General features: G+C 34.4%; 14 protein-coding genes. All 14 read left to right on the forward strand.

The window, feature by feature from the left end:
* The first annotated feature begins 121 nt into the window (after positions 1-121).
* Entirely contained in the window at positions 122-607 is a 486-nt protein-coding gene (locus G7034_RS07085) for a hypothetical protein (RefSeq protein ID WP_166400264.1), read from the forward strand.
* A 351-nt stretch (positions 608-958) separates the two neighbouring features.
* Positions 959-2,338 (forward strand): sugar porter family MFS transporter, encoded by a 1,380-nt coding sequence (locus G7034_RS07090; protein WP_166400265.1) that lies wholly within the window; start codon positions 959-961, stop codon positions 2,336-2,338.
* Positions 2,339-2,725: 387 nt separating this feature from the next.
* A complete protein-coding gene (locus tag G7034_RS07095; RefSeq protein ID WP_166400266.1) occupies positions 2,726-3,337 on the forward strand; it encodes a hypothetical protein in 612 nt (203 codons plus the stop codon).
* Positions 3,338-3,415: 78 nt separating this feature from the next.
* A complete protein-coding gene (locus G7034_RS07100; protein WP_166400267.1) occupies positions 3,416-6,220 on the forward strand; it encodes a triple tyrosine motif-containing protein in 2,805 nt (934 codons plus the stop codon).
* 233 nt (positions 6,221-6,453) lie between these two features.
* Positions 6,454-9,492: a SusC/RagA family TonB-linked outer membrane protein gene (locus G7034_RS07105; RefSeq protein ID WP_166400268.1), complete on the forward strand. Its 3,039-nt coding sequence runs from the start codon at positions 6,454-6,456 to the stop codon at positions 9,490-9,492.
* Positions 9,493-9,510: 18 nt separating this feature from the next.
* The gene (locus tag G7034_RS07110) at positions 9,511-10,989 is read left to right on the forward strand and encodes a RagB/SusD family nutrient uptake outer membrane protein (protein ID WP_166400269.1); all 1,479 of its coding nucleotides are present in this window, start codon (positions 9,511-9,513) and stop codon (positions 10,987-10,989) included.
* A 12-nt stretch (positions 10,990-11,001) separates the two neighbouring features.
* A complete protein-coding gene (locus G7034_RS07115) occupies positions 11,002-13,044 on the forward strand; it encodes a hypothetical protein (RefSeq protein WP_166400270.1) in 2,043 nt (680 codons plus the stop codon).
* 17 nt (positions 13,045-13,061) lie between these two features.
* Positions 13,062-14,723, forward strand: a complete 1,662-nt coding sequence (locus G7034_RS07120; RefSeq protein ID WP_166400271.1) for a family 16 glycosylhydrolase — start codon at positions 13,062-13,064, stop codon at positions 14,721-14,723.
* Positions 14,724-14,792: 69 nt separating this feature from the next.
* Positions 14,793-16,118: a glycoside hydrolase family 2 TIM barrel-domain containing protein gene (locus tag G7034_RS07125; RefSeq protein WP_246166788.1), complete on the forward strand. Its 1,326-nt coding sequence runs from the start codon at positions 14,793-14,795 to the stop codon at positions 16,116-16,118.
* Positions 16,119-16,126: 8 nt separating this feature from the next.
* Positions 16,127-19,573, forward strand: coding sequence for a hypothetical protein (locus tag G7034_RS07130; protein WP_166400272.1), 3,447 nt, complete (start codon positions 16,127-16,129; stop codon positions 19,571-19,573).
* 42 nt (positions 19,574-19,615) lie between these two features.
* Complete coding sequence (locus G7034_RS07135; RefSeq protein ID WP_394351936.1) at positions 19,616-20,923, forward strand: glycoside hydrolase family 17 protein; 1,308 nt, start codon at positions 19,616-19,618, stop codon at positions 20,921-20,923.
* Between the two features lie 34 nt (positions 20,924-20,957).
* Positions 20,958-22,442 carry a glycoside hydrolase family 30 protein gene (locus G7034_RS07140; protein WP_394351937.1) on the forward strand — a complete coding sequence of 495 codons (1,485 nt, stop codon included), beginning with the start codon at positions 20,958-20,960 and terminating at the stop codon, positions 22,440-22,442.
* 6 nt (positions 22,443-22,448) lie between these two features.
* Positions 22,449-24,011, forward strand: a complete 1,563-nt coding sequence (locus tag G7034_RS07145; RefSeq protein WP_166400274.1) for an MFS transporter — start codon at positions 22,449-22,451, stop codon at positions 24,009-24,011.
* 14 nt (positions 24,012-24,025) lie between these two features.
* Positions 24,026-24,946, forward strand: a complete 921-nt coding sequence (locus tag G7034_RS07150) for a glycoside hydrolase family 17 protein (RefSeq protein ID WP_166400275.1) — start codon at positions 24,026-24,028, stop codon at positions 24,944-24,946.
* The last annotated feature ends 12 nt before the right edge of the window (positions 24,947-24,958 follow it).

Raw genomic sequence — 24,958 nt, forward strand, 5'->3', positions numbered from 1 at the left:
ACAATATTAGATGGTTTGTAGCTTTTGTTTTATGTTTTTTTGACTCTTTCTTGTAGTTGCATATCTACTCTCTGTTTCTCAATTTTTTTTTAAATTGAAATTTATTTTAAAAATTTAAATGATGAGTTCAGACGACTTCAAAAAAGCTGCCCAAAATTCTAATTTAATTTCGGGAATCTACAATTATTGCAATAGATGGTGTGAAAAATGTAATTTCACTAATCGTTGTATGCTTGCTTCTGTTGAAAATGCAAATAATCAAAAAGACGAAAAAAACATCTTTGAAAACATTAAAAAAAGTTTTGAAATTGCTACAGAGTTGCTTAACGAGTGGGCAGAAAAAGAAGGAATGAATTTAGATAAAATTTTAGAAAATACCGTGGCACAAGATTTTCAAGAAGCTTTTGATGAAGTTAATAATCACCCTTTAAATCAAGAGTCTAAAACCTATATAAAAAAGATGGACCATTTTTTAATTTACTACAAAGAAGCTATTAGTTTAGAACTAGAAAACTTAATTCTGTTTAACTTACATTCCCAACTTGACAAGGTGTTTCCTTCTTATTTACTGCTAATTTTCTACTTACTAGTTTTCGGGTTACCTTAATAGTTATTTTCCTAAGTGTTTATGATAATAATTCTGAATTCTAGGATCGTTACGAATAGTTTATCATGAAGCTTTAATAAAGTAAGAACCTAACAAACAATGAGCCCTTGGTAAATCCTCTGAAGCTATTATAGCATATTATAATTCGAAAGCCAATTAGTTTAGCGTGCTTGGTTTTTTTTAATCGAAGTTTTTAAACATCACATTTGTTTTATTCACTTAACATAGTTTTTTATAGGTGGCTGTAAATAAGCGAATTACAATTTATTTCCCTATACAAAAACTATACAAATGAAAATAGGGGTTTTTATTTCCTCTACTTCTTACTACTTTCGCTAAAATATTTAACAAATGACCAAACAATTATACCTTTTCCTGATTACTGTAGTTTCTGCCTTAGGAGGCTTGCTTTTTGGCTATGACACAGGTGTAATAAATGGCGCACAGTTTTTTTTAAGCAAGCATTTTGATTTAGATGCAACCATGAAAGGTTGGGTAGTAGGAAGCGCATTGTTGGGGTGTTTAGTGGGCGCTTTAATTGCCGGGCCAATCAATTTTAAAATAGGAAGAAAAAACGCACTTATTTTATCGGCTATTTTATTTACTGTTTCTGCTTGGGGTTCTGGTATGCCTTCATTTTTACCTGAATCGGTAAGCTTATTAGTAACTTTTAGAATTATTGGTGGGTTTGGAATTGGTATAGCTTCTATGTCGGCACCAATGTATATTGCCGAAATAGCACCACCTGAAAAAAGAGGAAGTCTAGTTTCTTACTATCAATTGGCAATTGTAATTGGTTTTTTTGTGGTTTTTTTGGTGACTTATTTTATAGGAAAAAACCTTACCGAAGCACAAAATATAGAATTTGGATGGCGAAGAATGTTTTGGTCTGAACTAATTCCTAGTATTTTGTTTCTTATTCTTTTGTTTTTTGTTCCGAAAAGTCCAAGGTGGCTTTACTTGAAAGGAAAAGAGCCTGAAGCCTATACCATATTAAAGAAAATAAATGGTAAGAAGCAAGCAAGTGTTGTTCAAATAGGCATATTAGAATCCATCAAAAAAGCATCAAAAGGAGGGAAGATTAACTTATTGAAAAGTCCTTTTTTCAAAATTATATTAATTGGATTAGTTTTTTCTTCGCTTCAGCAATTAACGGGGATTAACGCAGTACTTTATTACGGGTCAGATATTTTTGAAAAGACCCTTGGATTTACCAAAGATGATGTTTTGCTTCAACAAACTATACTCGCTTTAATCAATTTAATTTTCACTTTTGTGGCTTTGTTCACGGTAGATAAATTTGGCAGGAAAAAGTTGGTTTATATTGGAGACGCAGGCATGTTAACTGGGTTTTTAATGCTGGCTATAAGTTTGCAAACAGAACAAGTAGGTTGGATTTCTTTAATAGGTATTTTATTGTTTATAGCTTCTTTTGCCATGTCTATGGGCCCCGTTGTTTGGGTGATTTTATCTGAAATTTTTCCAAATAAAATTAGAAGTTTAGCCATGTCGATTGCCGTTGCTTTTCAATGGTTCACCAATTACCTGGTTTCTCAGCTTTTTCCAGTTTTATCGGAAAGTGAACTCAACATGAGTTCAACGTGGAATGGTTCTTTACCTTATTACATATTCGCCGTATTTATCCTTTTTACCTTGTTTTTTACCTACAAGTTTATACCTGAAACCAAAGGCAAAAGCCTAGAAGATTTGGAGAATGTTTGGGAGGAGTAAAAGTTTTTTTAGTTGATGTAGCGATTGTGTCTTATACAGGCAAACCTATTGGTCAGCAAAGCGATAGCAACTAATTGTATTTCGTCTTTTCGTGCTTCAAATTGAAACTTAAAAAAGGTATTTTAGTAAGGTGACTTTAATTGATAAATGGTATAACTTTCATTAGGCTTCAAATCATCAAAGACTAAACTTCTTTTGTTTCAGATTGTAGTTTAAATTTAATAACTTAAATCCTAAAAGTTGACTGTTAAATAAAACGTACTTAACCAAGTACTTTTTATTATCTTTGTAATATGGAAATAGTAAATTACACAGACTTTCGTTCAAATCTAAAGCATTGGTTCGATAAAGTACTTGAATTGAAGATTTATAGAAAAAAATACAGCAATGAATAAAATAAAAACTAAACTCAACTTTTTATTATTTTCCATTTCAACTCTCTGCTTTATTGCGTGTGGAAGTGTCTATTTGGATGGAGATGGTTTCCTTAGACCTAATATTAACAAACGAAAAGCATTTGATAATAGTTACGGGACACTTTTTCCAAAAGAACCTGATTTTAGCTTAAAGGGAAAGTTAAAAGAATATGAAGGTGAATTTTTAATTGATACTACAGCAGTATATATTATTAATTATGGAGAAGGATATGCGGGCCCATATCATTTTGATAATAAATATAGTTTTTTACGATTTTTTAGTAGTGGTCATGTTTTTTTGGCAGGTAAATATGATGAAGAGTTTGTTGGTAAGGATTTTTCAACTTTTAACAGAGCTACTGTTGGGTATTATACTTTTGAGGATGGGAAAATACTTGTTGAATTTTTTGTACCAAGTGGAAGATATAGGTTCAATGTGTATGAAATAATTGATTCGCTTACCATTTTAAAGGCCAAAACAAAGCCACGTAGTAGGGCTGCAAGTTGGGATAATTTAAAAAGAAAGGAACATTATTTTCATAAAAGAAATGTAGATAGTCTGTGGGGTGAGCCTTATTGGTAAATAAACTACTTGTGCTTTTTGTAAACTCGCTTTTTACTATTCCTGATTTTTAATTACCTTTAGCGCTAAATACTTTCCATGCGATTATTGCCAATATTTTTCTTTTTCCTCTACTTTCAATTTGGTGTTGCCCAAGAAATACCTCCCGTGGTTTCTTATGGCGCTGAAGATTATAAAGCAGATAATCAAAATTGGTCCATTACACAATCGGAGGAAGGATGGATTTATGTAGCTAATAATAAAGGCTTACTTTCTTATGATGGTGAGAATTGGAGTTTGTATAAATCGCCTAACCAGAGTATAATTCGTTCTGTTCACGCTGTTGGAGAGCGTATTTATACAGGCTGTTTTAGGGAGTTTGGCTTTTGGGAAAAAAATGAATACGGCCACTTAACCTATGCTTCTATTTCAGCTCAAATTGAATTAAATGAAGACGAGCAGTTTTGGGAAATTATAGATTACAAAGATTGGATTATTTTTCAATCCTTAAATAACATTTATCTCTACAATACTTCATCTGAAGAAATTAAGAAAATTGATACTTCGCATGCTGTAACCAAAGTTTTTAAAGTGAATAACAAGATTTACTTTAGCCAACCTGGTAATGGTGTTTTTCAGATAGTAAATGCAAAACCCAAATTAATAAACAATCACTCCATTTTCAAAGAGAATACAATCATCAATATGTATTCCGTAGAGAATCAGCTCGTTGTACAAACCAATAAAAAAGGTATTTTCACCTTAGCTGAAACTCCTCAAAAACACCCTTCTTTTGATTTACCTATCTTTGAATCAATTGATGTTTATAATAGCTTGCAAACTGAAAGTGGAGATTTAATCCTTGGTACAATTTCAAATGGTGTTTATCGCATTTCTAGTACTGGAGAAATAGAGTATCAAATTAACCGAACAAATGGTCTTGCTAATAATACGGTTCTCTCAATATATGAAGATAGAGATAAAAATATTTGGTTGGGCTTAGATAATGGAATTAGCTTTATTAACACATTTTCGCCTATTAAAAATTATACAGACGAAACAGGAAGACTAGGCACTGTTTACGTTTCCAAAGTTTTTAATAACCAACTTTTTTTAGGAACTAATCAAGGTCTGTTTTATAAAAAGTTAAATGATAAAAATTCAGATTTTGAGCTTATTAAAGGGAGTACTGGTCAGGTTTGGGAGTTATTTATTTTTGATAATCAACTTTTTTGTGGACACAATAACGGAACTTTTTTAGTTCAAGAAAAGAATTTTAACCCAGTAAGTGCTAAACCTGGTACATGGAATTTTAAAGAAGTGCCTAATCATCCTAATTTGTTGTTACAGGGAAATTACCAGGGGTTTAGCTTATTAGAGAAAGTAAATGATACTTGGAAATTTAGAAATTCAATTGATGGCTTTCAGGTTTCAGCTAAAGCATTTGAATTTATAGACGATTATTCTGTCCTTCTAGATCACGAATATAAAGGGGTTTACCGAATCAAATTTGATGAAGATTTTAATAATGTAATCGCTCAAGAACAAGATTCTTCAGTTGAAAAAGGACTGTATTCTAGTCTTATTAAGTTCCAAAATCAGGTCTTGTATGCCAATAGTAATGGAATATTTGCTTATCATCCTACAAAAGAAAAATTTGAATTACATCCGCAAATTGGTGACTTACTTTCTGAAGAAACCTACACTACGGGAAAGTTAGTGCCCACCTCAGAAGAGGATTTCTTCTTGTTTACCAAAAAGTTTACTTATCGTGTTTCTAAAAATACACTAGACAATAGTTTACTTGTTGAAAGCTTTCCACTTACTAATACGATGAGAAGTTCATTGGTTGGTTATGAGAATGTTATAAGACTCAAAGACGACCAATATTTGTTTGGAAATCATTCCGGTTACTTGACTTTCCATTTCAATTTATACGAAAAATTTCAGCGTGACTTAGCCATGAATATTAATGCGGTTACTATTTCATCTGTAGATGGACATCAATTGCCAGTTTCATTTGCTAATCAAATAAATAAATTTGAAGCGGAATACAATACGCTAGAGATTGATTATAGTGTTCCAGAATATACCAATTACCTCAATATTGAATATCAATATAAATTAAAAGGTTTGTTTGAAGATTGGAGCGATTGGTCTTCTAATTCAACGGCTAGATTTAGTAATTTAAATCCTGGAAATTATCAGTTTCAGGTGAGAGCTAGAATGGGTCATGATATGCTTTCTGAAGCAGAGATTTATGATTTTTCAATTAAACGACCTTTTTGGCTGTCTAACTTGATGATTGTACTATACATTATTGCTTTTATCATTATTGTTCTAATTACTCATAATACTTATAAACTTTATTACAAGAAGCAAAAGCAAAAAATTCAATTACAAAACCAGAGGGAACTTCAGTTAAAAGAAAGCGAAAACGAATTGCGATTAATTGAAGTGAAAAATCAGCAACTAGAAAAGGATATTGAAAGTAAAAACAGAGAGCTTGCTATTTCTACAATGAGCCTTATTAAAAAGAATGAATTTTTAAATCAATTGCAATCCGAAATTAATAAATACAAAGAAGAACCAAAGAAGGGGATTGTTCAGATTGGTAAAATTATTAATCGTAAACTCAATCAAAATAGCGATTGGGAGTTTTTTGAAAAAGCCTTCAATAACGCCGATCAAGATTTCTTTAAGAAAATTAAAGAAATTCATCCTAACTTAACACCCAACGATTTAAAATTGTGTGCTTACCTGCGTTTAAATTTAAGTTCAAAAGAAATCGCTCCATTATTTAATATTTCTACAAAAAGTGTAGAAGTTAAACGCTATCGTTTGCGTAAAAAAATGGATTTAGATAGAGACGTTAGTCTAACCAATTATATACTTGAATTATAATACTATACAATTAGCTTTTTTGCCTATACAAAACCACTACATTCTTATTTTTTGCTTTTGTTTATCTTAAAAAAACCTTAGTTTAACATTAGCTTAAAGTTTAGGTATTTCCTTGAATTTGCTATCATTAATTTAAAAATCACTATCATTATTTACATTGTATGTATTTTGTAAACGGAATTTTTAGTAAAATCTCAAGAAAACGATTTAGTTTTACATCAAACTCAAAAAATATGTTGAAAAAATTTACATTATTACTGTTTTTCATGACGAGTGTTTTTTATGCTCAAGAAAAACAAGTTTCCGGTACTGTAGTTGATGCCGACCTAAACATACCTTTACCTGGTGTTGAAATTCAGGTAGAAGGAACAGATCAAGGAACAACTACAAATTTTGACGGTGAGTTTATGCTAGATGGCTTAAGCTCCGGTGATGTCTTGTTGTTTACCTATATAGGGTTTAAAACTTTAAAGGTAACAATAGATGATAGAGACGTTTACGATTTAAAACTTGAATCGGATGTTGAACAACTTGAAGAAACCATTGTTATTGGTTACGGTAAACAGAGCAGACGTAATGTAACAGGTTCGGTTTCTAAAGTAGGAAGCGAGGATATCAAAAAATTAGAGCCGTTAAACGCAGCTCAATCGCTTCAAGGAACAGTTTCTGGGGTAAATGTTACCCCAACTGGAGGTTCTCCTGGTGCTGAAGCTAATATTCGTATTCGCGGAATTTCCACCAATGGAAATAACAGACCATTAATTATTCTTGATGGTATTCAATATGAGGGTGGTCTTAATTCAATTAACCCACAAGATATTGAAGAAGTTACTGTTTTAAAAGATGCCCAAGCCGCTATTTATGGTACACTTGGTGCAAACGGTGTAGTTTTGGTTACCACTAAAGGAGGAAAGCGGAATCAAGAAGCCAAATTTGATTATTCAACGTATTATGGTTTACAACAAACCACAAGAACTTTACCGCTTCTAAATGCTACCGAGTACGGTCTTTTAATTAACGAAAAGTACGCCAATGCTGGTCAGGTAAGTCCGCTAGGCAATATCACTGGCTTAGGAAGAGGAACAGACTGGCAAGATGAGGTTTTTGAGACGGCACCCGTAGTAAGTCATAATTTATCGGTGAGTGGTGGTTCAGAAAAAACTTCTTACAGAATTAGCGCCTCGCATCTAGGACAAGAAGGTATTGTAGGAGGGGATAAGTCTGGTTTTAAAAGACAAACCGCACAACTGGCCTTAGATACAGATTTAAAAGACAATTTAAATTTAAAAACTAACCTTAATTATTTCCATACAGAAAATAGAGGATTAAACGATTTTGGATTAGGTTCTGTACTTTTTAATGCCATTAATATGGCGCCTACTATTGGTACAAATGTAGATAACCTCACAGGCTTTATTGATTTAGGGAATGAAGTAGTTAATCCACTTACACAAATAAGAAATACCTTTAATGAAGGTACCACCAACCGCATTAGTGGTAATGTACATGGAACTTGGGAATACTACGATAACTTAGATTTACAAGCAAGAATTGGTTTTAATTCGGCTAATACAAGATTTAGAGAATTTTTACCAGTTTTCAATTATGGACCCAATAAGGTTTTTAATCGATTAGAAGACAATTTGGTTAATCAAAACCAACAAAGTGATTATGATTATACCATTGATGTTTTCAATACTTACGAGAATAAGTTTGCCGATATTCACGAGGTGACTATAATGATAGGAATGAATGCATTTAGACAATATGGAGAGTTTGTTGGAGGCTCAAGAACAGGTGTGCCAAACAATTCATGGGAGTTTGCTAATATAGGAACAGCAACAGGAACAGGAGACGAAAATACTTCCACTTCATTTGCCTATGACTTAAGGCGTTTATCCTACTTTGCGCGTGTGCAATACACATTAAAAGATCGTTATTTGTTTTCAGGAATGTTACGTAGAGATTCCTCCAATATTTTTGCGTCAGATAATCGTGTAGGCTGGTTCCCATCAGCTACAGCGGGTTGGATTGCTTCAGATGAAGATTTCTTTCCTGAAATTGAAGCCATCGATTTCTTTAAAATTAGAGGTAGTTTTGGGGTGTTAGGAAATGATCGAGTTCCCCAATTTGCTTATCGCTCATCACTGGCCTCTGGTGCTGCTAGTTATGTAGATGCATCAGGAGGTATCATTACCGGACAATCTCCAGCCTTGTTGCCTAATCCAGAAATAAAATGGGAGGAAAATACAATGTTCGATATTGGTTTTGATTTACGCTTATGGAATAATAAAGTAAATCTAGTGATGGATTATTACCGAAGAGATACCCGCGATTTATTAATTCCTGGCTTACCAGTAACGGGTATTACAGGAATTGCTGCTCCAGGATCTGGCGCACCAGTTATAAACGCAGGTTCGGTAAGAAACCAAGGAATTGAAATTGAATTATCCTATTCAGATAATTGGACAGATGATTTGAGTATCAATACAAGCTTTAATGTTTCTACCATTAATAACGAAGTTACCGCTATAAACGGAGCTGATTTTATTGAAGGCGGTCAGTTTGGCGTAGGGCAACCCTTACCCTCAAGAATGCAAGTGGGACAGCCAATAGGATATTTCTACGGTTACCAAACCAATGGAATTTTCCAAAATCAAGCTGAAGTAGATGCTCATCCATCTCAACAGGCGCTTGGTGCAAATGCACAACCAGGTGATTTACGATTTGTAGATACTAATGCAGATGGTGTTATCGATGAAAGTGACCGAGTTAATATTGGTAATCCAATTCCTGATGTTACTTTAGGTTATAATTTAAGTTTGAATTATAAACAATGGGATTTTTCTACCTACATGTTTGCTAATATTGGTAATGATATTGTTAGGAATTTTGAACGTGACCAGCCCAATGTGAATATGCTAGCTTATAATAAAGCAAGATGGACAGGGCCAGGTTCTACCAATACCGTTCCTAGGCTCACCTCGGGAGCTACAGCTAATAATGTCTTTTCAGATTTCTTTGTTGAAGATGGATCGTTCTTAAGACTACAAACCCTAAGTGTTGGCTATAGTTTTAAACCAGAATTGCTTGAAAAAATTAAAGTGAGTAACTTAAGATTATATGCTAAAGTAGATAATATCTACACCTTTACAGGTTACTCAGGCTATGATCCAACAGCTTCTACAGGACAACCCATTGGACAAGGAATTGACTTCGGTTTCTATCCTCTACCAAGAACAGCTATTTTAGGTTTAACCGCACAATTTTAATCGAAAAATTTAATAAAGATGAAAAAATATATATTAATAACGGTGCTGACTCTCTGTTGTATTTCATGTGCAGATGATTTTGTTGAAACAGATCCACCATATACAGTAGATACAGAAAACTTTTTTCTTTCTGAAGAAGATTATAGAAATGGATTAGTTGCAATTTATGACCTTTTAAATGCAAATTATGCCAGTGTGATGTTAGCTGAAGTAGCTTCTGATGATATTAACACAGGTGGTGAAAGCCCAACCGATGTGATTGGTTGGCAACAAGTGGACCGAATGATCCACACACCTATTAATCAACAAGTGAAAGATGTTTGGGACTTCAATTTTGCTGGAGTGTATAGAGCTAGTTTCATGATTGAAAATCAAGACAAAACAGATTTCCCTGGAAAAGAACAATTTTTAGCTGAAGCTCGTTTCTTAAGAGCCTTCTATAACTTTAATTTAGTTCGTTTTTTCGGTGAAATTCCTATTAAACCTGAAGGGAGATTTGAACTTGGAGATGAGCTTTCAATACCTAGATTTAGCGTAGAGGATGTTTATGCTCATATTGAAGATGATTTATTATACGCTGTTGAAAATATGGCTACTACTTCTGTAGAACCTTGGCGAGTTAATCAATATGCCGCTAAAGCCTTGTTAGGAAAGGTTTATCTTTATATGGAAGAATACGATAAGGCAGCTTCTGAATTAACTGATGTAATTAATACGGGTGCTTTTCACTTATATGGAACTCAAGGTGATGAGGAGTTTGCTAACCTTTTCGAATTTGAAGGGGAAAATAGTGGTGAGTCTGTTTTTGAAATCCAATATACTGGTGTTCAAGGTGCTGGCTTTGATTGTTTACAATGTAGCACAGGAAATGTAATGGTTGGATTTAGCGGCGTTAGAGGTTACAGCGGACCAACCTTTGAACCTGGATTTGGTTTTATACTGCCTACAGAAGATATATATAATGCGTATTCGTCAAACGACTTAAGAAGGGATTTAAGTATTTTAGATATTGAAGCCTGGGCTTCAGATACAGGGGCTAGTTTTAATATTGGTAACCAAGATGAACAAACGGGTCATACAGGTTACTATAATAGAAAATACTTGCCTAGAGAAAACGACAATTTGCCAGATGCAAATTTAACGCAGCCTAATAATTATCGCGCAATTCGCTATGCAGATGTATTACTCATGGCCGCAGAAGCCAATGTGTTGGGCACAGGAGGTGATGAACCAGCAAGAAATTACCTAAACCAAGTAAGAAATCGTGCCGGTTTAAGCAGTGTACAATCTTCTGGAACAGAATTACTGGAGACCATCTATAACGAAAGAAGATTAGAACTTGTAGGTGAGGGGCATCGCTTTTTCGACTTAGTAAGAACAAATAGAGCGGCTAATCGTATTGATGGTTTTGTAGCTCCTAAAAATAATGTCTTCCCAATTCCGCAGGAAGAAATGCAATTTGCTCAAGACAATTGGGAACAAAATCAAGGGTATTAAAAATTAATGATGATGAATAATTTGAAAAAATTTATAAGTTTAGCTATCGTAATCTTATTTTTAGCTTGCGATGAAGATGATGGTATAACTAACTTTACACAGTTAGCTCCACAAAATGTCGATGCAGAATTTAGCATTGCAACAGATAATTCTGGAGAGGTAACCATAACTCCTAAAGGCGAGGGAGTAGAGCAATTTGCCATAAATTTCGGAGACGGAAGTGAACTGGAAGAAAATATTAAACCCGGAAATAGCGTAATCAATACCTATCAAGAGGGAGAGTATGAAGTAACTATTATTGCTGAAAATCTTGCAGGTGATATTTCCGAACAAACTAAAGATTTGTTAGTTTCTTTTGATCCACCGGAAAATTTGGAAGTTGAAATTTCAACCGATCCTAATGATTCTTTTACGGTCATAGTAACTGCCACAGCAGATAATGCCGCAGGATTTGATGTGACTTTTGGGGAAGTAGATGATGAAGAGCCTGTTTTTGTTCTAGCTAATGAAGAAGCTACTTATACTTATTCAGATATTGGCACTTTTACTATTGCTGTTGAAGCTTTGAGTGGTGGTGAAGCTACAACTACTTATACAGAGGAAATCACCATTACAGATCCATTTGTGCTTCCTATTACTTTTGAATCTCAAACCATAAATTATAATTTTAATAATTTTGGAGGAGGTGAAGATGATGGCGTTGTTATTGTTGACAATCCAGCACCTAATGAGATAAATTCAAGTAACCAAGTAGGTTCCTATACTAAAGTTAGCGGTTCAGAAACATGGGCTGGAACTTCAGCATTTTTAAATGAAACTATCGATTTTTCAAACACAACAACTGTTGCTGTTGATGTGTATTCACCCGAAGTTGGAACTCCAGTTTTACTAAAAATTGAACAAGATGGTGACCCAGATATTTTTGTAGAAAGTACACAAAATACAACTACTTCAAACGAATGGGAAACGCTTACCTTTAATTTACCTGAAGCTAACACCTTAGGCGAATTCGCTATTATTGCTCTGTTTTTCAATTTCGATAATGCGGGGCAAGGTGAAACTTATTTATTTGATAATATCAGGTTGACAGACCCTGTTGTTTTAGGTCTTCCATTAGACTTTGAGCAAGGAGCGTCTTTTTATAATTTTACTGAATTTGAAGGAGCTCCAACTCAAGTTGTTCCCAATCCTGATCAGTCAGGAATTAACACTAGCGCAAACGTTTCTGAAACTTTAAAGGCTTCTGGAGCAGCTACTTTTGCAGGTTCAGTTTTAACTATAGATGAGCCTATTGACTTAGGTATTTCTTCTACCTTAAAAATGAAAGTTTGGTCACCCATTGCAGACAATGAAGTAATTCTGAAACTTGAAAGCTCTACTTCTGATGCTGAAATTGAAGCTAGTCAGGTGGTCAATACAACCAATGAATGGGTAGAGGTAGAATTCGATTTCTCTGCCGCAGATACTAATGAAAACTGGGATGTTCTTGTGTTTTTCTTCGATTTTGGCAACCCTGGTGCTAATTTAGAATTTTACTTTGATGACCTAGATTATGTAACTACTATTTCAGACGATTTAGTGGGAACTTGGCAAATGGTAAACGAAGCCGGTTCCCTTGGTGTTGGTCCTGCAGTAGGAGATGTAAGTTGGTTTTCTTGTGATGCAGGTTGTGTTCAAGAAAGAGCTTGCTATTTTGATGATACTTATACCTTCAGTGCTGATGGTAGCTTCACAAATGGTTTTGGTACTAGCGGTGAATCGTGGATTGAAGCTTGGCAAGGCGTAGCTAATGATTCATGTGACAATCCTGTATCTCCACATGATGGGTCTAACTCTGCAAGTTATGTCTATAATCAACAAAACAACACCATAACCCTGAACGGCACAGGAGCTTACATTGGTCTAGCAAAAGCAATGAATGCTGGTGAACTTCCAAATGTTCCCGTTCCTTCTCAGGTAACTTATAACATTACTTCTTTAAGTGCTACTTCAATGGAAATTTATGTTGAATCTGGAGATGGTGTGTTTTGGCAATATGAATTAGAGAAACAATAATTGAAAATCATTAAATTATGAATACGAACAAAATAGTGAGTTTATTAAGCTTAATTATGCTTATATCATTGACCTCATGTCAGGACGATGATTATAGTATAGGCGAAGTGAAAGCCCCAACAAATATTCAAATAGAAACTGAAATTGAAGGGGTAAGCGAAGATTTTCCTTTTGGAGATGGTAGTGGCTTTGTTAATTTCAAAGCAACCGCCGATAACGGCATTAACTATAGCTATGATTTTGGTGACGGCAATTCTCAACGCCAATCCTCTGGTGAAGTAAGACATAGGTTTTCACGAGATGGTGTTAACGACTATCTAGTTAAAGTTACGGTTAGTGGCCCTGGTGGAACAAAGAGTACTGAAACTATTGAAGTGAAAGTTTTGAGCTTATTTAACGATCCGGTAAGTTATGAATTTTTAACCGGTGGAGAAGGGCAATCTAAGGAATGGAAAATTGCTAGAAATGAACCAGGTCATCTTGGCGTTGGTCCTTTAGACAGCTTTGGTCCAGACTTTTTTGCAGCTGAACCTAATCAGTTAGCCGAATGTCTTTATGATGACGCAATTACTTTAACTGGTGGAATAAATGGAACAATATCCTTTGAACATGACAATACCAATCCTGATGGTGTAGGAGTAACTTTCTTTAACGGAGAATTTAACACCGTTGGAGGGGGTGGTGGTCCAGACGACCAATGTTTACCTTATGATGTTACAGGACTAAAAAATCTAGGCTTGGCTCCTGCTGGTTTTAATACTCCAGAGGAGATAACTACAGGAACTCAATTCACCATTAGTGATGACGGATTTATGAGTTACTACATTAACACCAGTACTTATGAAATCCTTGAAATAACAGAAGATTTTCTATACGTTAGAGCATTGTCTGGTTCGGCTACTAATCAATTAGCTTGGTATTTTAAATTTACTACCGATGTAGATGGAGATCAGGATAATACCCTTGAAACTCAATTTGAAGATTTAGTTTGGTCTGATGAATTTGATGTGGACGGTACACCTGACCCAAGTATTTGGAATTTTGAAACTGGTAATGGCGCAGATCAAGGTATTCCTGGTTGGGGTAATGAAGAATTGCAATACTATACAGAAGATAATGCTATTGTAGATGATGGTAAACTTGTCATTAACCTTAATGCAGAACCCACCTTTGGATTCGATTATTCTTCTTCAAGAATGAATACACTAAATAACTTCGATTTCCAGTATGGTAGATTAGAAGTTAGAGCAAAACTTCCTGAAGGAGGTGGAACTTGGCCAGCAATTTGGATGATGGGAGCTAACTTCCCAAGCGTAGGATGGCCAGAATGTGGAGAAATTGATATCATGGAACATAGTGGAAATGACCAAGACGTTATCCATGGTACGGTTCACTTCCCAGGGAACTCTGGAGGAAACGCTATTGGCGGTACAACTGTTCAAGAAGGAGTTTCTAATGAATTTAATAATTATACTATTGAATGGGATGAAAATCAAATTCAATGGGCCATTAATGATGAAGTTTTTCAGACTTTCCAAAATAATGGAGACCTACCTTTTAATCAAGAGTTCTTTATTATCTTAAATGTAGCCATGGGGGGAACCTTCGTTGGAAATAGCGTTGACCCTGATTTTGAGGAGAGCGATATGGAAATTGAATACATTCGCGTTTATCAATAATAAATCATACTACTTAGGTGTTATCTTCACTTGATGAGGATAATACCTAAGTTTTTTATAGAAAAAAAATTGATTATTTCAAAACTGTTGCTCATGTACTTCAGGTTTTTACCCCTTTTTCTAATTTTTCTCCTTAGTGTAAGCTGTGCTTCAGATAAGCAAACTAAACTAATACAGGATGAAAATGGCCATCGGTTAGTTGTTGATGGTGAAAATTTTGTGATTAATGGAATGAATTGGGATTACTTTCCTATTGAAACCAATTACGATTATTCACTTTGGAATGAATCTGATGAAATTATTCAAAAAGCTTTAGATTACGAAATGCAACTCCTACAAAAAATGGGAGTAAATAGCATTCGAGTTTATACTGGAATTCCTCCAAAATGGATTACTTATATTTATGAAAACTACGAAATCTACACCTTACTAAATCATTCTTTTGGAAGATACGGTCTTTCTATTAATGACAAATGGATTGCAAAAATCAATTACGCAGATCCAAAAACACAAGAAATTCTTCTTGATGAGGTCAAAGAAATGGCTGAAACCTATAAGCAAACCCCAGGCCTTCTTATTTATTTATTAGGCAATGAAAATAATTATGGTTTATTCTGGCACGGTGCTGAAACTGAAGATTTACCTAGCCAAGCAGAATTAGATACAGAAATAATAGAAAATCAAGCTAGACCAATGTATCGTTTAATGAATAAGGCTAGCAATTTAATCAAATCTGTAGATGAACAAACATTGACTTCAATTTGCAATGGCGATTTAATGTACCTTGATGTTATTGCTGAAGAATGTACAGACATAGACATCTTTGGTATCAATATTTACAGAGGTATTTCGTTTGATGATACCTTTGAACGAGTAAAAAAAGAATACGGAAAACCACTCATCTTTACAGAGTTTGGAGCAGATGCCTACAATGCCCTGCTTCAACAGGAAGACGAAGTAGCTCAGGCCTACTATTTTATACATAACTGGAAAGAAATTTACACCAATGTCTATAACTTAGGAAAAGCTGAAAATATGCTTGGTGGTTATAGTTTTCAGTGGAGCGACGGCTGGTGGAAACACGGGCAAACTTACAACCTTGATGTTCAGGATACAACCGCATCTTGGACTAATGGGGGGTATTATTTAGATTATAAAGCCAATCAAAATAACATGAATGAAGAGTGGTTTGGAATAATGACTAAGCAACCACCAAATGAAAATAATTTGTTTGAGCTTAGACCACGATTAGCTTATCACAAATTAAAAGAAATGCACCAACTTAATCCTTTTCAAGAAACTATAGGCGTGCAACAAATTAACCAAAAAGCAAAAACTTTACTTCGTGATATTGAAGTAGAAATAGAAGAAATTAAAGATCAAATAAAAAAATAAAATAAACTATGACCCAAGTTGAGGTAATTAATAATGACACCACCAATGATTTAGAACAAGTAGTCATTAATGGAGAGAAGTTTCTCAAAATTTCTGAGGCTAATCAGTTGCGTCCATTTTTTATGAGCATTGTAAGTTATTCTAATCATTGGCTTTTTATTTCTAGTAATGGTGGATTAACAGCCGGTAGGAGAAATTCAGAATCAGCTCTCTTTCCATATTATACAGACGATAAAATTACCGAATCTTATTTAACCACAGGCAGTAAAACCTTAATAAAACTTATTGGTCCAGAAGGGAATAAATACTGGGAACCTTTTACAAATAAATCTATTGAGAAATACAAAATTTCAAGAAATCTTTATAAGAATAGTTTTGGTAATAAAGTAATTTTTGAAGAAATTAATCACAGTTTAAATCTTCAATTTACGTATCAACTTTCTACTAGTGATCAGTATGGTTTTGTAAAAACTTCTGCGCTTACTAATCTCAATTTTGCAGCAGTTGAAATTGAAATTATTGATGGTTTTCAAAATATCTTGCCTGCTTCTGTAGATAGCGAATTACAAAAACAAAGTAGTAATTTAGTAGATGCTTACAAAAGAAGCGAATTAGATAAGAAATCTGGCTTAGGAATTTTTGCCTTAAGCGCAATTCCAGTAGATAAAGCCGAACCAAGCGAAGCCCTTAAAGCTAATATAGCATGGTCTTTAGGACTTGAAAACCCTAAGTTTTTACTGTCTTCTGTTCAATTAGATCAGTTTCGGTCAGGCCAAATTATTCAGGAAGAAACCGATGTAAAAGCTGAAAAAGGAGCTTATCTATCGCATCAAAATTTGGTGCTCCATGCTGAAGAACAAAAGCAGTGGAAAATTATAGCTGACGTAAATTATACTCACGCTAAATTAATTCAATTACAAACTAACTTAATTGCTCAAACTTCTATTGAAGAACAACTTCATCAAGATGTAGAAAAAGGAACTAATCGTTTAAAACAATTAGTTGCTAGTGCAGATGGCATTCAGTTTTCTCAAGATTCTTTGAAAGATATTCGGCATTTTTCTAACTCTTTGTTCAATATTATGCGCGGGGGAGTTTTTGACCATAATTATCAAATTGAAAAAGCTGATTTTACAAACTACCTCAAGAAAGCAAATAAAAAATTAGCTAAAAACTGGCATACAGATGTTCAATCATTGAATCAGGTTTTTTCTAAATTCGATTTAGATCAACTTGTTAAGCATTTAAATGATGCCGATTTCACGCGTTTAGCAACAGAATACCTTCCATTAAAATTTAGCCGAAGACACGGAGACCCGAGTCGCCCATGGAATAAATTTTCCATCAATACCAAGGATGATAATGGAAATAAAATACTAGATTATGAAGGAAATTGGCGTGATATTTTTCAAAACTGGGAAAGTTTAGCTTATTCTTATCCGGCATTTATTGAAGGGATGTTATTTAAATTTTTAAATGCTACAACTTTTGATGGTTATAATCCTTACCGTGTAACTAAAGATGGATTTGATTGGGAAACTATAGAACCAGACGATCCTTGGTCTTATATTGGTTATTGGGGTGATCATCAAATCATTTACTTGCTTAAGTTTTTAGAATTTTACCAAGCCTCACAACCTAAAGCTATGCAAGAATGGTTCGGTAAAGAGGTTTTTGTTTATGCCAAGGTACCTTATGTAATCAAAGCTTATGATGAGTTACTTAATGACCCAAAAGACACTATTGAATTTGATCACGAATTAGATCAAAAAATTAGAGCTAAACGAAATAAAATTGGGGCCGATGGCGCTTTGTTTGAAACGAAAGAAGGCGGTGTCTTAAAAGTTAATTTTTTAGAAAAAATACTAGCTACTAGTCTTGCTAAAATGGCCAACTTTATTCCAGAAGCAGGCATTTGGATGAATACCCAACGTCCCGAATGGAATGATGCCAATAATGCCTTAGTGGGTAATGGAGTTTCATTGGTGACTTTAGCTTACTTAAGAAGGTTTTTTAACTTCTTTAATCAAGTACTTAGCCAACCTAATAAAAGTGAAAACTTTGAAGTTTCAGAAGAATTGGTAGTGTTGTTTGAAGCTACTCATTTCGTTTTAGAAAAACACCATCAGCAACTAGAAAATGGTTTTTCTAACAAAGAAAGGAAAGCAGTTTTAGACGGATTGGGGATCCCAGCAAGTAACTATCGAGCCGCTATTTATCAAAATGGTTTTTCAGGTAAAAAGAGAGGTCTTTCAACAGAAAAATTACAAAAGTTCATTAGTATTTGCATAGATTATCTAGATCAAACTATAAAAGTTAATGAACGCCAAGATGAGCTGTACCATGGTTATAACTTAGTTAGCATCACCAAAGATGAAATCGAAATAAGCTACCTGCAAGAAATGCTAGAAGGTCAAGTTGCGGTGTTAAGTTCCGGTACATTATCTCCTGAAAAATCATTGAGATTGCTTGATGCCTTAAAGTCTAGTGCGCTTTTCAGAAAAGATCAATATTCTTATTTGCTTTATCCTAACAAAGAACTTAAAGGCTTTTTAGCACGTAATAATATTCCAAAAAACCTAGTACATTCGTCTAAATTATTGATCCACATGATTGATATGAAAGATACTAGTATTGTTGAAAAAGACGTGAATGGAGCTTATCATTTTAATCCGAATTTTAATAATGCGAAAAAGCTTCAGCAAGCTATCGAAGTTATATCTGAAGACAGTTATTTAGTTTCCGAAGAGGAAAAAAATAAAATTCTATCTATTTACGAAGAGGTTTTTAACCATAAAGAATTTACAGGAAGGTCAGGTACATTTTACGGATACGAAGGCTTGGGGTCTATTTATTGGCACATGGTTTCTAAACTTCAATTGGCTGTTCAAGAAACTTGCTTTCAAGCCATTAACGAAAATGATTCAGCAGAAACAGTGGGCAGGTTACTAGAGCATTATTATGAAATTAATGCAGGTATTGGCGTACATAAATCGCCCGCACTTTACGGCGCATTCCCTACCGATCCTTATTCGCATACACCTTATGGAAAAGGCGCCCAACAACCAGGTATGACTGGGCAAGTTAAGGAGGATGTGCTGTGTAGATTTGGAGAGCTAGGACTAAAAATTGAAACAGGAAAGTTAATTTTCTCTCCAACATTACTAAGAAAAGATGAGTTTTTAAAAGCTGCCTCAAAGGTAGAGTATTTTGATTTAAATACTCAGTTACAAACCTTAGACGTATTTCAAAATCAATTGTTTTTTACCTTTTGTCAGGTACCTGTTGTTTATGAAATAAGTACAGAAAATAGTATTCAGATTACCTTTAGTAGCAGAAAGGAAGTACTCATTCATGGCAACGAGTTAAGTTTAGAACTTTCTGAAAAACTAGTAAAACGAACAGGTGAAATACACCATATTAAGGTAACAATAAACAAGGAAATATTAAAGTAATCATAGAAAATAGCTCATGGGCGGTTTTTAATACTGTATAAAATGAAAAAACAAATGGCTTACCTAATTAGTTTGCTCTGCCTAGGCTTACTGTTTTCTTGTGAGCAAAATAAGCGGCCTTATCAATCTGATAAGGAAGAGAAAAAAAATACAACTATGCAAAGAAACCTTACGGCTGAACAAATTTTAAGTAATCCAGATTATTTGGCAATTTCTTACGGGGGTTACCGAAAAGAAACAAGAGATATTCAGCCCACAATAGATGAATTAAAAGAAGATTTGAAGATTATTCATGCTATGGGAATAAAAATTTTGCGGACTTATAATGTTAGATTGCCTCATGCATCTAATGTTTTAAAAGCCATTCATCAGCTTAAACAAGAAGATGATAAGTTTGAAATGTACGTTATGCTTGGTGCTTGGATAGATTGTAAAAACGCATGGACAGACTTACCTATCAATCATTTTGAAGAAAGTGAAGAAAATGCTTCGGAAATTGAACGAGCAGTTGAATTAGCTAAAGAATACCAAGATATAGTGAAGATTATTGCTGTAGGAAATGAAGCTATGGTTAAATGGGCAGCCGCTTATTACGTGCAACCTAAAACTATTTTAAAATGGGTAAAATATCTTCAAAACCTAAAGTCGGCTGGAGATTTAAACCAAGATTTATGGATTACTTCTTCAGATAATTTTGCCTCTTGGGGAGGTGGTGATGCGCAATACCATACGGAAGATTTGAACCAACTTATAGCTGAAGTTGATTACTTGTCAATTCATACTTATCCAATGCACGACACGCATTACAACCCTATTTTTTGGGGAACTTCCGCAGATGAAGCTAAGCTAGGTAACCTTAAAAAATTAGATTTAGCTATGAGCAGGTCATTAAATTATGCGGTTTCTCAATATGATTCTGTGGTTAATTACATGAAATCGCTTCATATTGAAAAACCAGTGCATATAGGCGAAACAGGTTGGGCTAGTGTTTCAAGTGGGTTTTACGGAACAAATGGATCTAAGGCTACCGATGAGTATAAACAAGCATTGTACTATCAAAAAATGAGGACTTGGAGCAAAGAAAACAAGGTGGCTTGTTTTTATTTTCAGGCTTTTGATGAGCCTTGGAAAGATCCGCATAATCCCTTGGGTTCAGAAAACTTTTTTGGTCTTTTTACCGTTGAAGGGAAAGCCAAATACGCCCTTTGGAATCAAGTTGATCAGGGAGTTTTTAATAGCTTAAAACGAGGCGAAAATCCAGTTCAAAAGACCTATAACGGAAAGTTAGAAAATTTACTGTTAGAGGTAGATATGCCACCAGTTAGAAAAGAAATGAATGTAAATCATTAACCCAATAAATATGCAGCGAAGACTATATAAAATAATGCCTTTATTTTTGTTGCTGTTTTCTGCTTGCCAAGAAAATGTACCCATGAAAGCAGAAGGTAGTCAACTTAAAATATTTGAAACTTCAAGAGCAGGTAATCAATTAGCATTGGTTAAACCAATTGATTCTTCAACTTCAAAGGCTATAAAAATTCAACTGAAACCAGCGATTACCTACCAGACTATTCTTGGATTTGGAGGTTCATTTACTGAAGCCTCAGCTTATTTATTGAATCAATTAAGTCAGACCAAAAGAAAAGAAATAATTGAAGCTTATTTTTCAGATGAAGGCGCTAGGTATTCATTAACAAGGACCCCAATGAATTCAACCGATTTTTCCTTGAGTCAATATAGCTATGCTCCTGTTGAAGGCGATATGGAGTTGAAGCATTTTTCGGTTGAAGAAGACGAAGAAGACATCATTCCTATGATTAAAGATGCTTTAGCAATTTCTTCAGAGGGCTTCAACATTATTGCTTCACCCTGGACAGCCCCCCCTTGGATGAAAAATAATAAGGATTGGGTAGGTGGAAAACTAGAGAAAAAATACTATCCTACTTGGGCCATGTTTTTTTCTAAATATGCAGAAGCTTATGCCAATCATGGCATTGAAATTTGGGGGTTTACTGTAGAAAATGAACCACACGGAAATGGAAATAATTGGGAGAGTATGCACTATACACCCCAAGAAATGACTGATTTTGTGAATAATTATTTAGGGCCTCAACTAGAAAAAAACAAACAAACTCATTTAAAGATTCTTGGCTATGACCAAAATAGAGAGGGGTTAAAAGAATGGGTAGATGAAATGTTTGATGAACGTCATCAACCCAATTATTACGATGGTACAGCAATTCATTGGTACGAAAGTACTTTTGAAGTTTTTCCAGAAGCTTTGCAATATGCCCACAAAAAAGCACCCAACAAACACCTTATTCAAACAGAGGCTTGCGTAGATGCGCAAGTCCCAGTTTGGGAAGAAGACGATTGGTATTGGCGGAAAGAAGCCACCGATTGGGGATTTACATGGGCATCTGAAGAGAGAAAACACTTACATCCAAAATACCGTCCTGTTTATCGTTATGCTAGAGATATTATTGGTTGTCTAAATAACCATGTTGAAGGTTGGATAGATTGGAATATGGTTTTAGATAAAAATGGAGGGCCTAATTGGTTTGAAAATTGGTGCGTTGCTCCAGTTATTGTTGACCCAGCAGCAGACCAGGTTTACTTCACTCCCTTGTATTATGTAATGGCACACTTCAGTAAATTTATTCGCCCCGGAAGCCAACGAATCGATTTTCAAATGGATAAAAATGAATCATTACTAGTAACCGCAGTTTCCAATCCTGATGAAAGTTTAACAGTAGTTGTTTTTAATACCAGCAAGGACGAGCAAATTTATCAATTAAGGATTGCCGAGTCAATAACAAATATTAAGATAAGTCCACAAAGTTTACAAACAGTAGTAATGAATAAATAAACAGCAATGAGCAAAGAAAAGACACCATTAAAAGACCGAGTTCCAATTGCCCAAAAATTTGCTTTTGGCTCTGGACATTTTGTGCTTAATATGCTACCAGGAGCCTTAGGTTTTTTCATGTTTTTTTTACTTACTGCTTTTGGTATAGACCCACTTTATGCTGGAATTTTAGGTGCATTACCTCGTCTTTTTGATGCTATTTCTGACCCGATAATGGGGTTTATTACAGACAACACCAAATCTAGATGGGGAAGAAGAAGACCCTATATTTTCATTGGTGCTATTTTAAGCGGAATTCTGTTTGCTCTAACATGGCAAATGTATCCAGAAAATTCTCAGCTTTACAATTTTTGGTATTTCCTTACTTTATCTATCCTGTTTTTAGCAGGAAACACAATGTATGCCACACCTTTAGTTGGTTTAGGTTATGAAATGACAACCGATTACAACGAGCGGACTAGATTAATGGCTTTTTCTAATACCATGGGTCAAGTAGCTTGGATGGTAGTACCTTGGTTTTGGGTTATCATAGCCGATCCTCAAGTTTATGAAACACAAGATGTAGGGGTGAGACATCTTTCTATAATTGTAGGAGTAGCTTGTACAGTTTTAGGTGTTCTACCTGCCTTTTTTTGTAAAGGTTTAGATGCTTCAGAAATGGAAAATCGAAAAAAAATTAATTTTAAAACACTAGGTTCTAATTTAAAAGATTTATTAAAAGGTATTGTGCAAGTTTCAAAAAACAAACCATTTATGAAACTTTGTGGTGCTACTTTTCTTGTATTCAATGGTTTTCAAATGGTGGCTGCTTTTAGCGTTTATATCATTGTCTTTTACATGTATGATGGAAGCTATGCTTTAGCCGGTACCTGGCCAGCTTGGTTTTCCACCATTACGGCTATTATTACCGCTTTTTTTGTGATTCCTGTGATTTCAAAATTAGCTAACAAATTTGGAAAAAGAAAAGCATTTATTATAGCTACTTTTGTCTCAATTATAGGCTATTTTTTAAAATGGTGGGGGTTTGATGTAGAACTTAATCAACGTTTTAACGAAACTTCTTTTGCGCATTTTTTAAACACAGGTGTAGCTAAGGTGTTTAACTATCTAAATCCTATACTTGAAAGCATTGGTATGGGTTGGTTTAGTATAGATACTTCGCAAGGAAGTCCTTGGTTAATTTTTATGCCAATTCCATTTATGGCTTTTGGAATAGGTGGTTTGTTTACCATTATGATGAGTATGACCGCAGATGTTTGTGATTTAGATGAATTAAAAAACGGTATGCCTAGAAAAGAAGGAACTTTTGGAGCTATTTATTGGTGGATGGTAAAAATTGGACAATCATTAGCCTTGTTTTTAAGTGGTCTTGTTCTCCAACTAGTAGGTTTTGTTTCAGATGCTGAAACACAAACCGCTTCAACCATGCATAGTTTGAGAATTGCAGATATTGCTATTCCTGTTGGTACAGCATTAATTGCTATTTGGATTATGTGGAAATACACGCTTAATGAAAATAGAGCAAAAGAAATAAAAAGAGAATTAATCAAGCGAAGAGGTGAGCTTTAATATAAAAATGAGTTATGTCCTATTTTAGAGAAAAAAAAATCAGTAAGTTAGAAGAGCGTTTTTTAGCCTCTTTAAATCAACCTAATGAATATTCAGAACAAGCTTCTGAAGAAGATTTAAACGAATTGTTTAACCAGATTATGACCAACGGAATGCATGGTTTGTGTTTTAGTATGTATGAGGAGGGGCAAGAACCAGGAGATTATATTTCTGAAAAACAAGTGCTTAGAAGAATGAAAATCTTGCAACCACATATACAATGGATTCGTTCTTTTTCCTGCATTGAAGGTAATGAATTTGTACCAAAAGTAGCTAAAAACTTAGGAATTAAAACTCTTGTTGGAGCATGGTTAAGCGATGATTTAGAAAAGAATAAGGAAGAAATAGAAGCCTTAATTAAGCTTGCTAATGAAGGTAAAGTTGATATTGCTGCTGTAGGAAATGAAGTGCTCTACAGAAAAGAATTAGAACTAGAACAACTTTTGGCTTATATGAAAGAAGTGCGAGAGAAAATACCAAGCCATATTCCTATTGGCTATGTAGATGCTTATTACGAATTCTCAAGACATCCAGAGCTAGTTGAAAATTCTGATGTTATTTTAGCGAATTGCTATCCTTTTTGGGAAAAATGCCCTTTTGATTATTCATTAGCGCACATGCAACAAATGTATGGTCAAGCGTTAAGTGCGTCTAAAGGAAAAAAAGTGATTATTACCGAAACGGGTTGGCCAAGCAAAGGGCAAACTGATAACGCTTCTCAGCCTTCCAAAGAAAATGCACTCAAATACTTAATTAATGCTCAATTGTGGAGTAAAAACGCCGGTATAGAAATGTTTTACTTTTCTTCTTTTGATGAGTCTTGGAAAGTTGGCGCTGAAGGCAATGTAGGCGCTTATTGGGGAATATGGGATAAAAATGAAAATTTAAAATTTTAGCAATTTAATTTA

The organism is Psychroflexus maritimus, from assembly GCF_011089875.1.
GTDB classification, from domain to species: domain Bacteria; phylum Bacteroidota; class Bacteroidia; order Flavobacteriales; family Flavobacteriaceae; genus Psychroflexus; species Psychroflexus maritimus.

What these genes read in the sequence shown, in the direction of transcription:
- G7034_RS07085 (WP_166400264.1), top strand. Translation starts at nt 122, where the DNA reads ATGAGTTCAGACGACTTCAAAAAAGCTGCCCAAAATTCTAATTTAATT.
- G7034_RS07090 (WP_166400265.1), top strand. Translation starts at nt 959, where the DNA reads ATGACCAAACAATTATACCTTTTCCTGATTACTGTAGTTTCTGCCTTA.
- G7034_RS07095 (WP_166400266.1), top strand. Translation starts at nt 2,726, where the DNA reads ATGAATAAAATAAAAACTAAACTCAACTTTTTATTATTTTCCATTTCA.
- G7034_RS07100 (WP_166400267.1), top strand. Translation starts at nt 3,416, where the DNA reads ATGCGATTATTGCCAATATTTTTCTTTTTCCTCTACTTTCAATTTGGT.
- G7034_RS07105 (WP_166400268.1), top strand. Translation starts at nt 6,454, where the DNA reads ATGTTGAAAAAATTTACATTATTACTGTTTTTCATGACGAGTGTTTTT.
- G7034_RS07110 (WP_166400269.1), top strand. Translation starts at nt 9,511, where the DNA reads ATGAAAAAATATATATTAATAACGGTGCTGACTCTCTGTTGTATTTCA.
- G7034_RS07115 (WP_166400270.1), top strand. Translation starts at nt 11,002, where the DNA reads ATGAATAATTTGAAAAAATTTATAAGTTTAGCTATCGTAATCTTATTT.
- G7034_RS07120 (WP_166400271.1), top strand. Translation starts at nt 13,062, where the DNA reads ATGAATACGAACAAAATAGTGAGTTTATTAAGCTTAATTATGCTTATA.
- G7034_RS07130 (WP_166400272.1), top strand. Translation starts at nt 16,127, where the DNA reads ATGACCCAAGTTGAGGTAATTAATAATGACACCACCAATGATTTAGAA.
- G7034_RS07135 (WP_394351936.1), top strand. Translation starts at nt 19,616, where the DNA reads ATGAAAAAACAAATGGCTTACCTAATTAGTTTGCTCTGCCTAGGCTTA.
- G7034_RS07140 (WP_394351937.1), top strand. Translation starts at nt 20,958, where the DNA reads ATGCCTTTATTTTTGTTGCTGTTTTCTGCTTGCCAAGAAAATGTACCC.
- G7034_RS07145 (WP_166400274.1), top strand. Translation starts at nt 22,449, where the DNA reads ATGAGCAAAGAAAAGACACCATTAAAAGACCGAGTTCCAATTGCCCAA.
- G7034_RS07150 (WP_166400275.1), top strand. Translation starts at nt 24,026, where the DNA reads ATGTCCTATTTTAGAGAAAAAAAAATCAGTAAGTTAGAAGAGCGTTTT.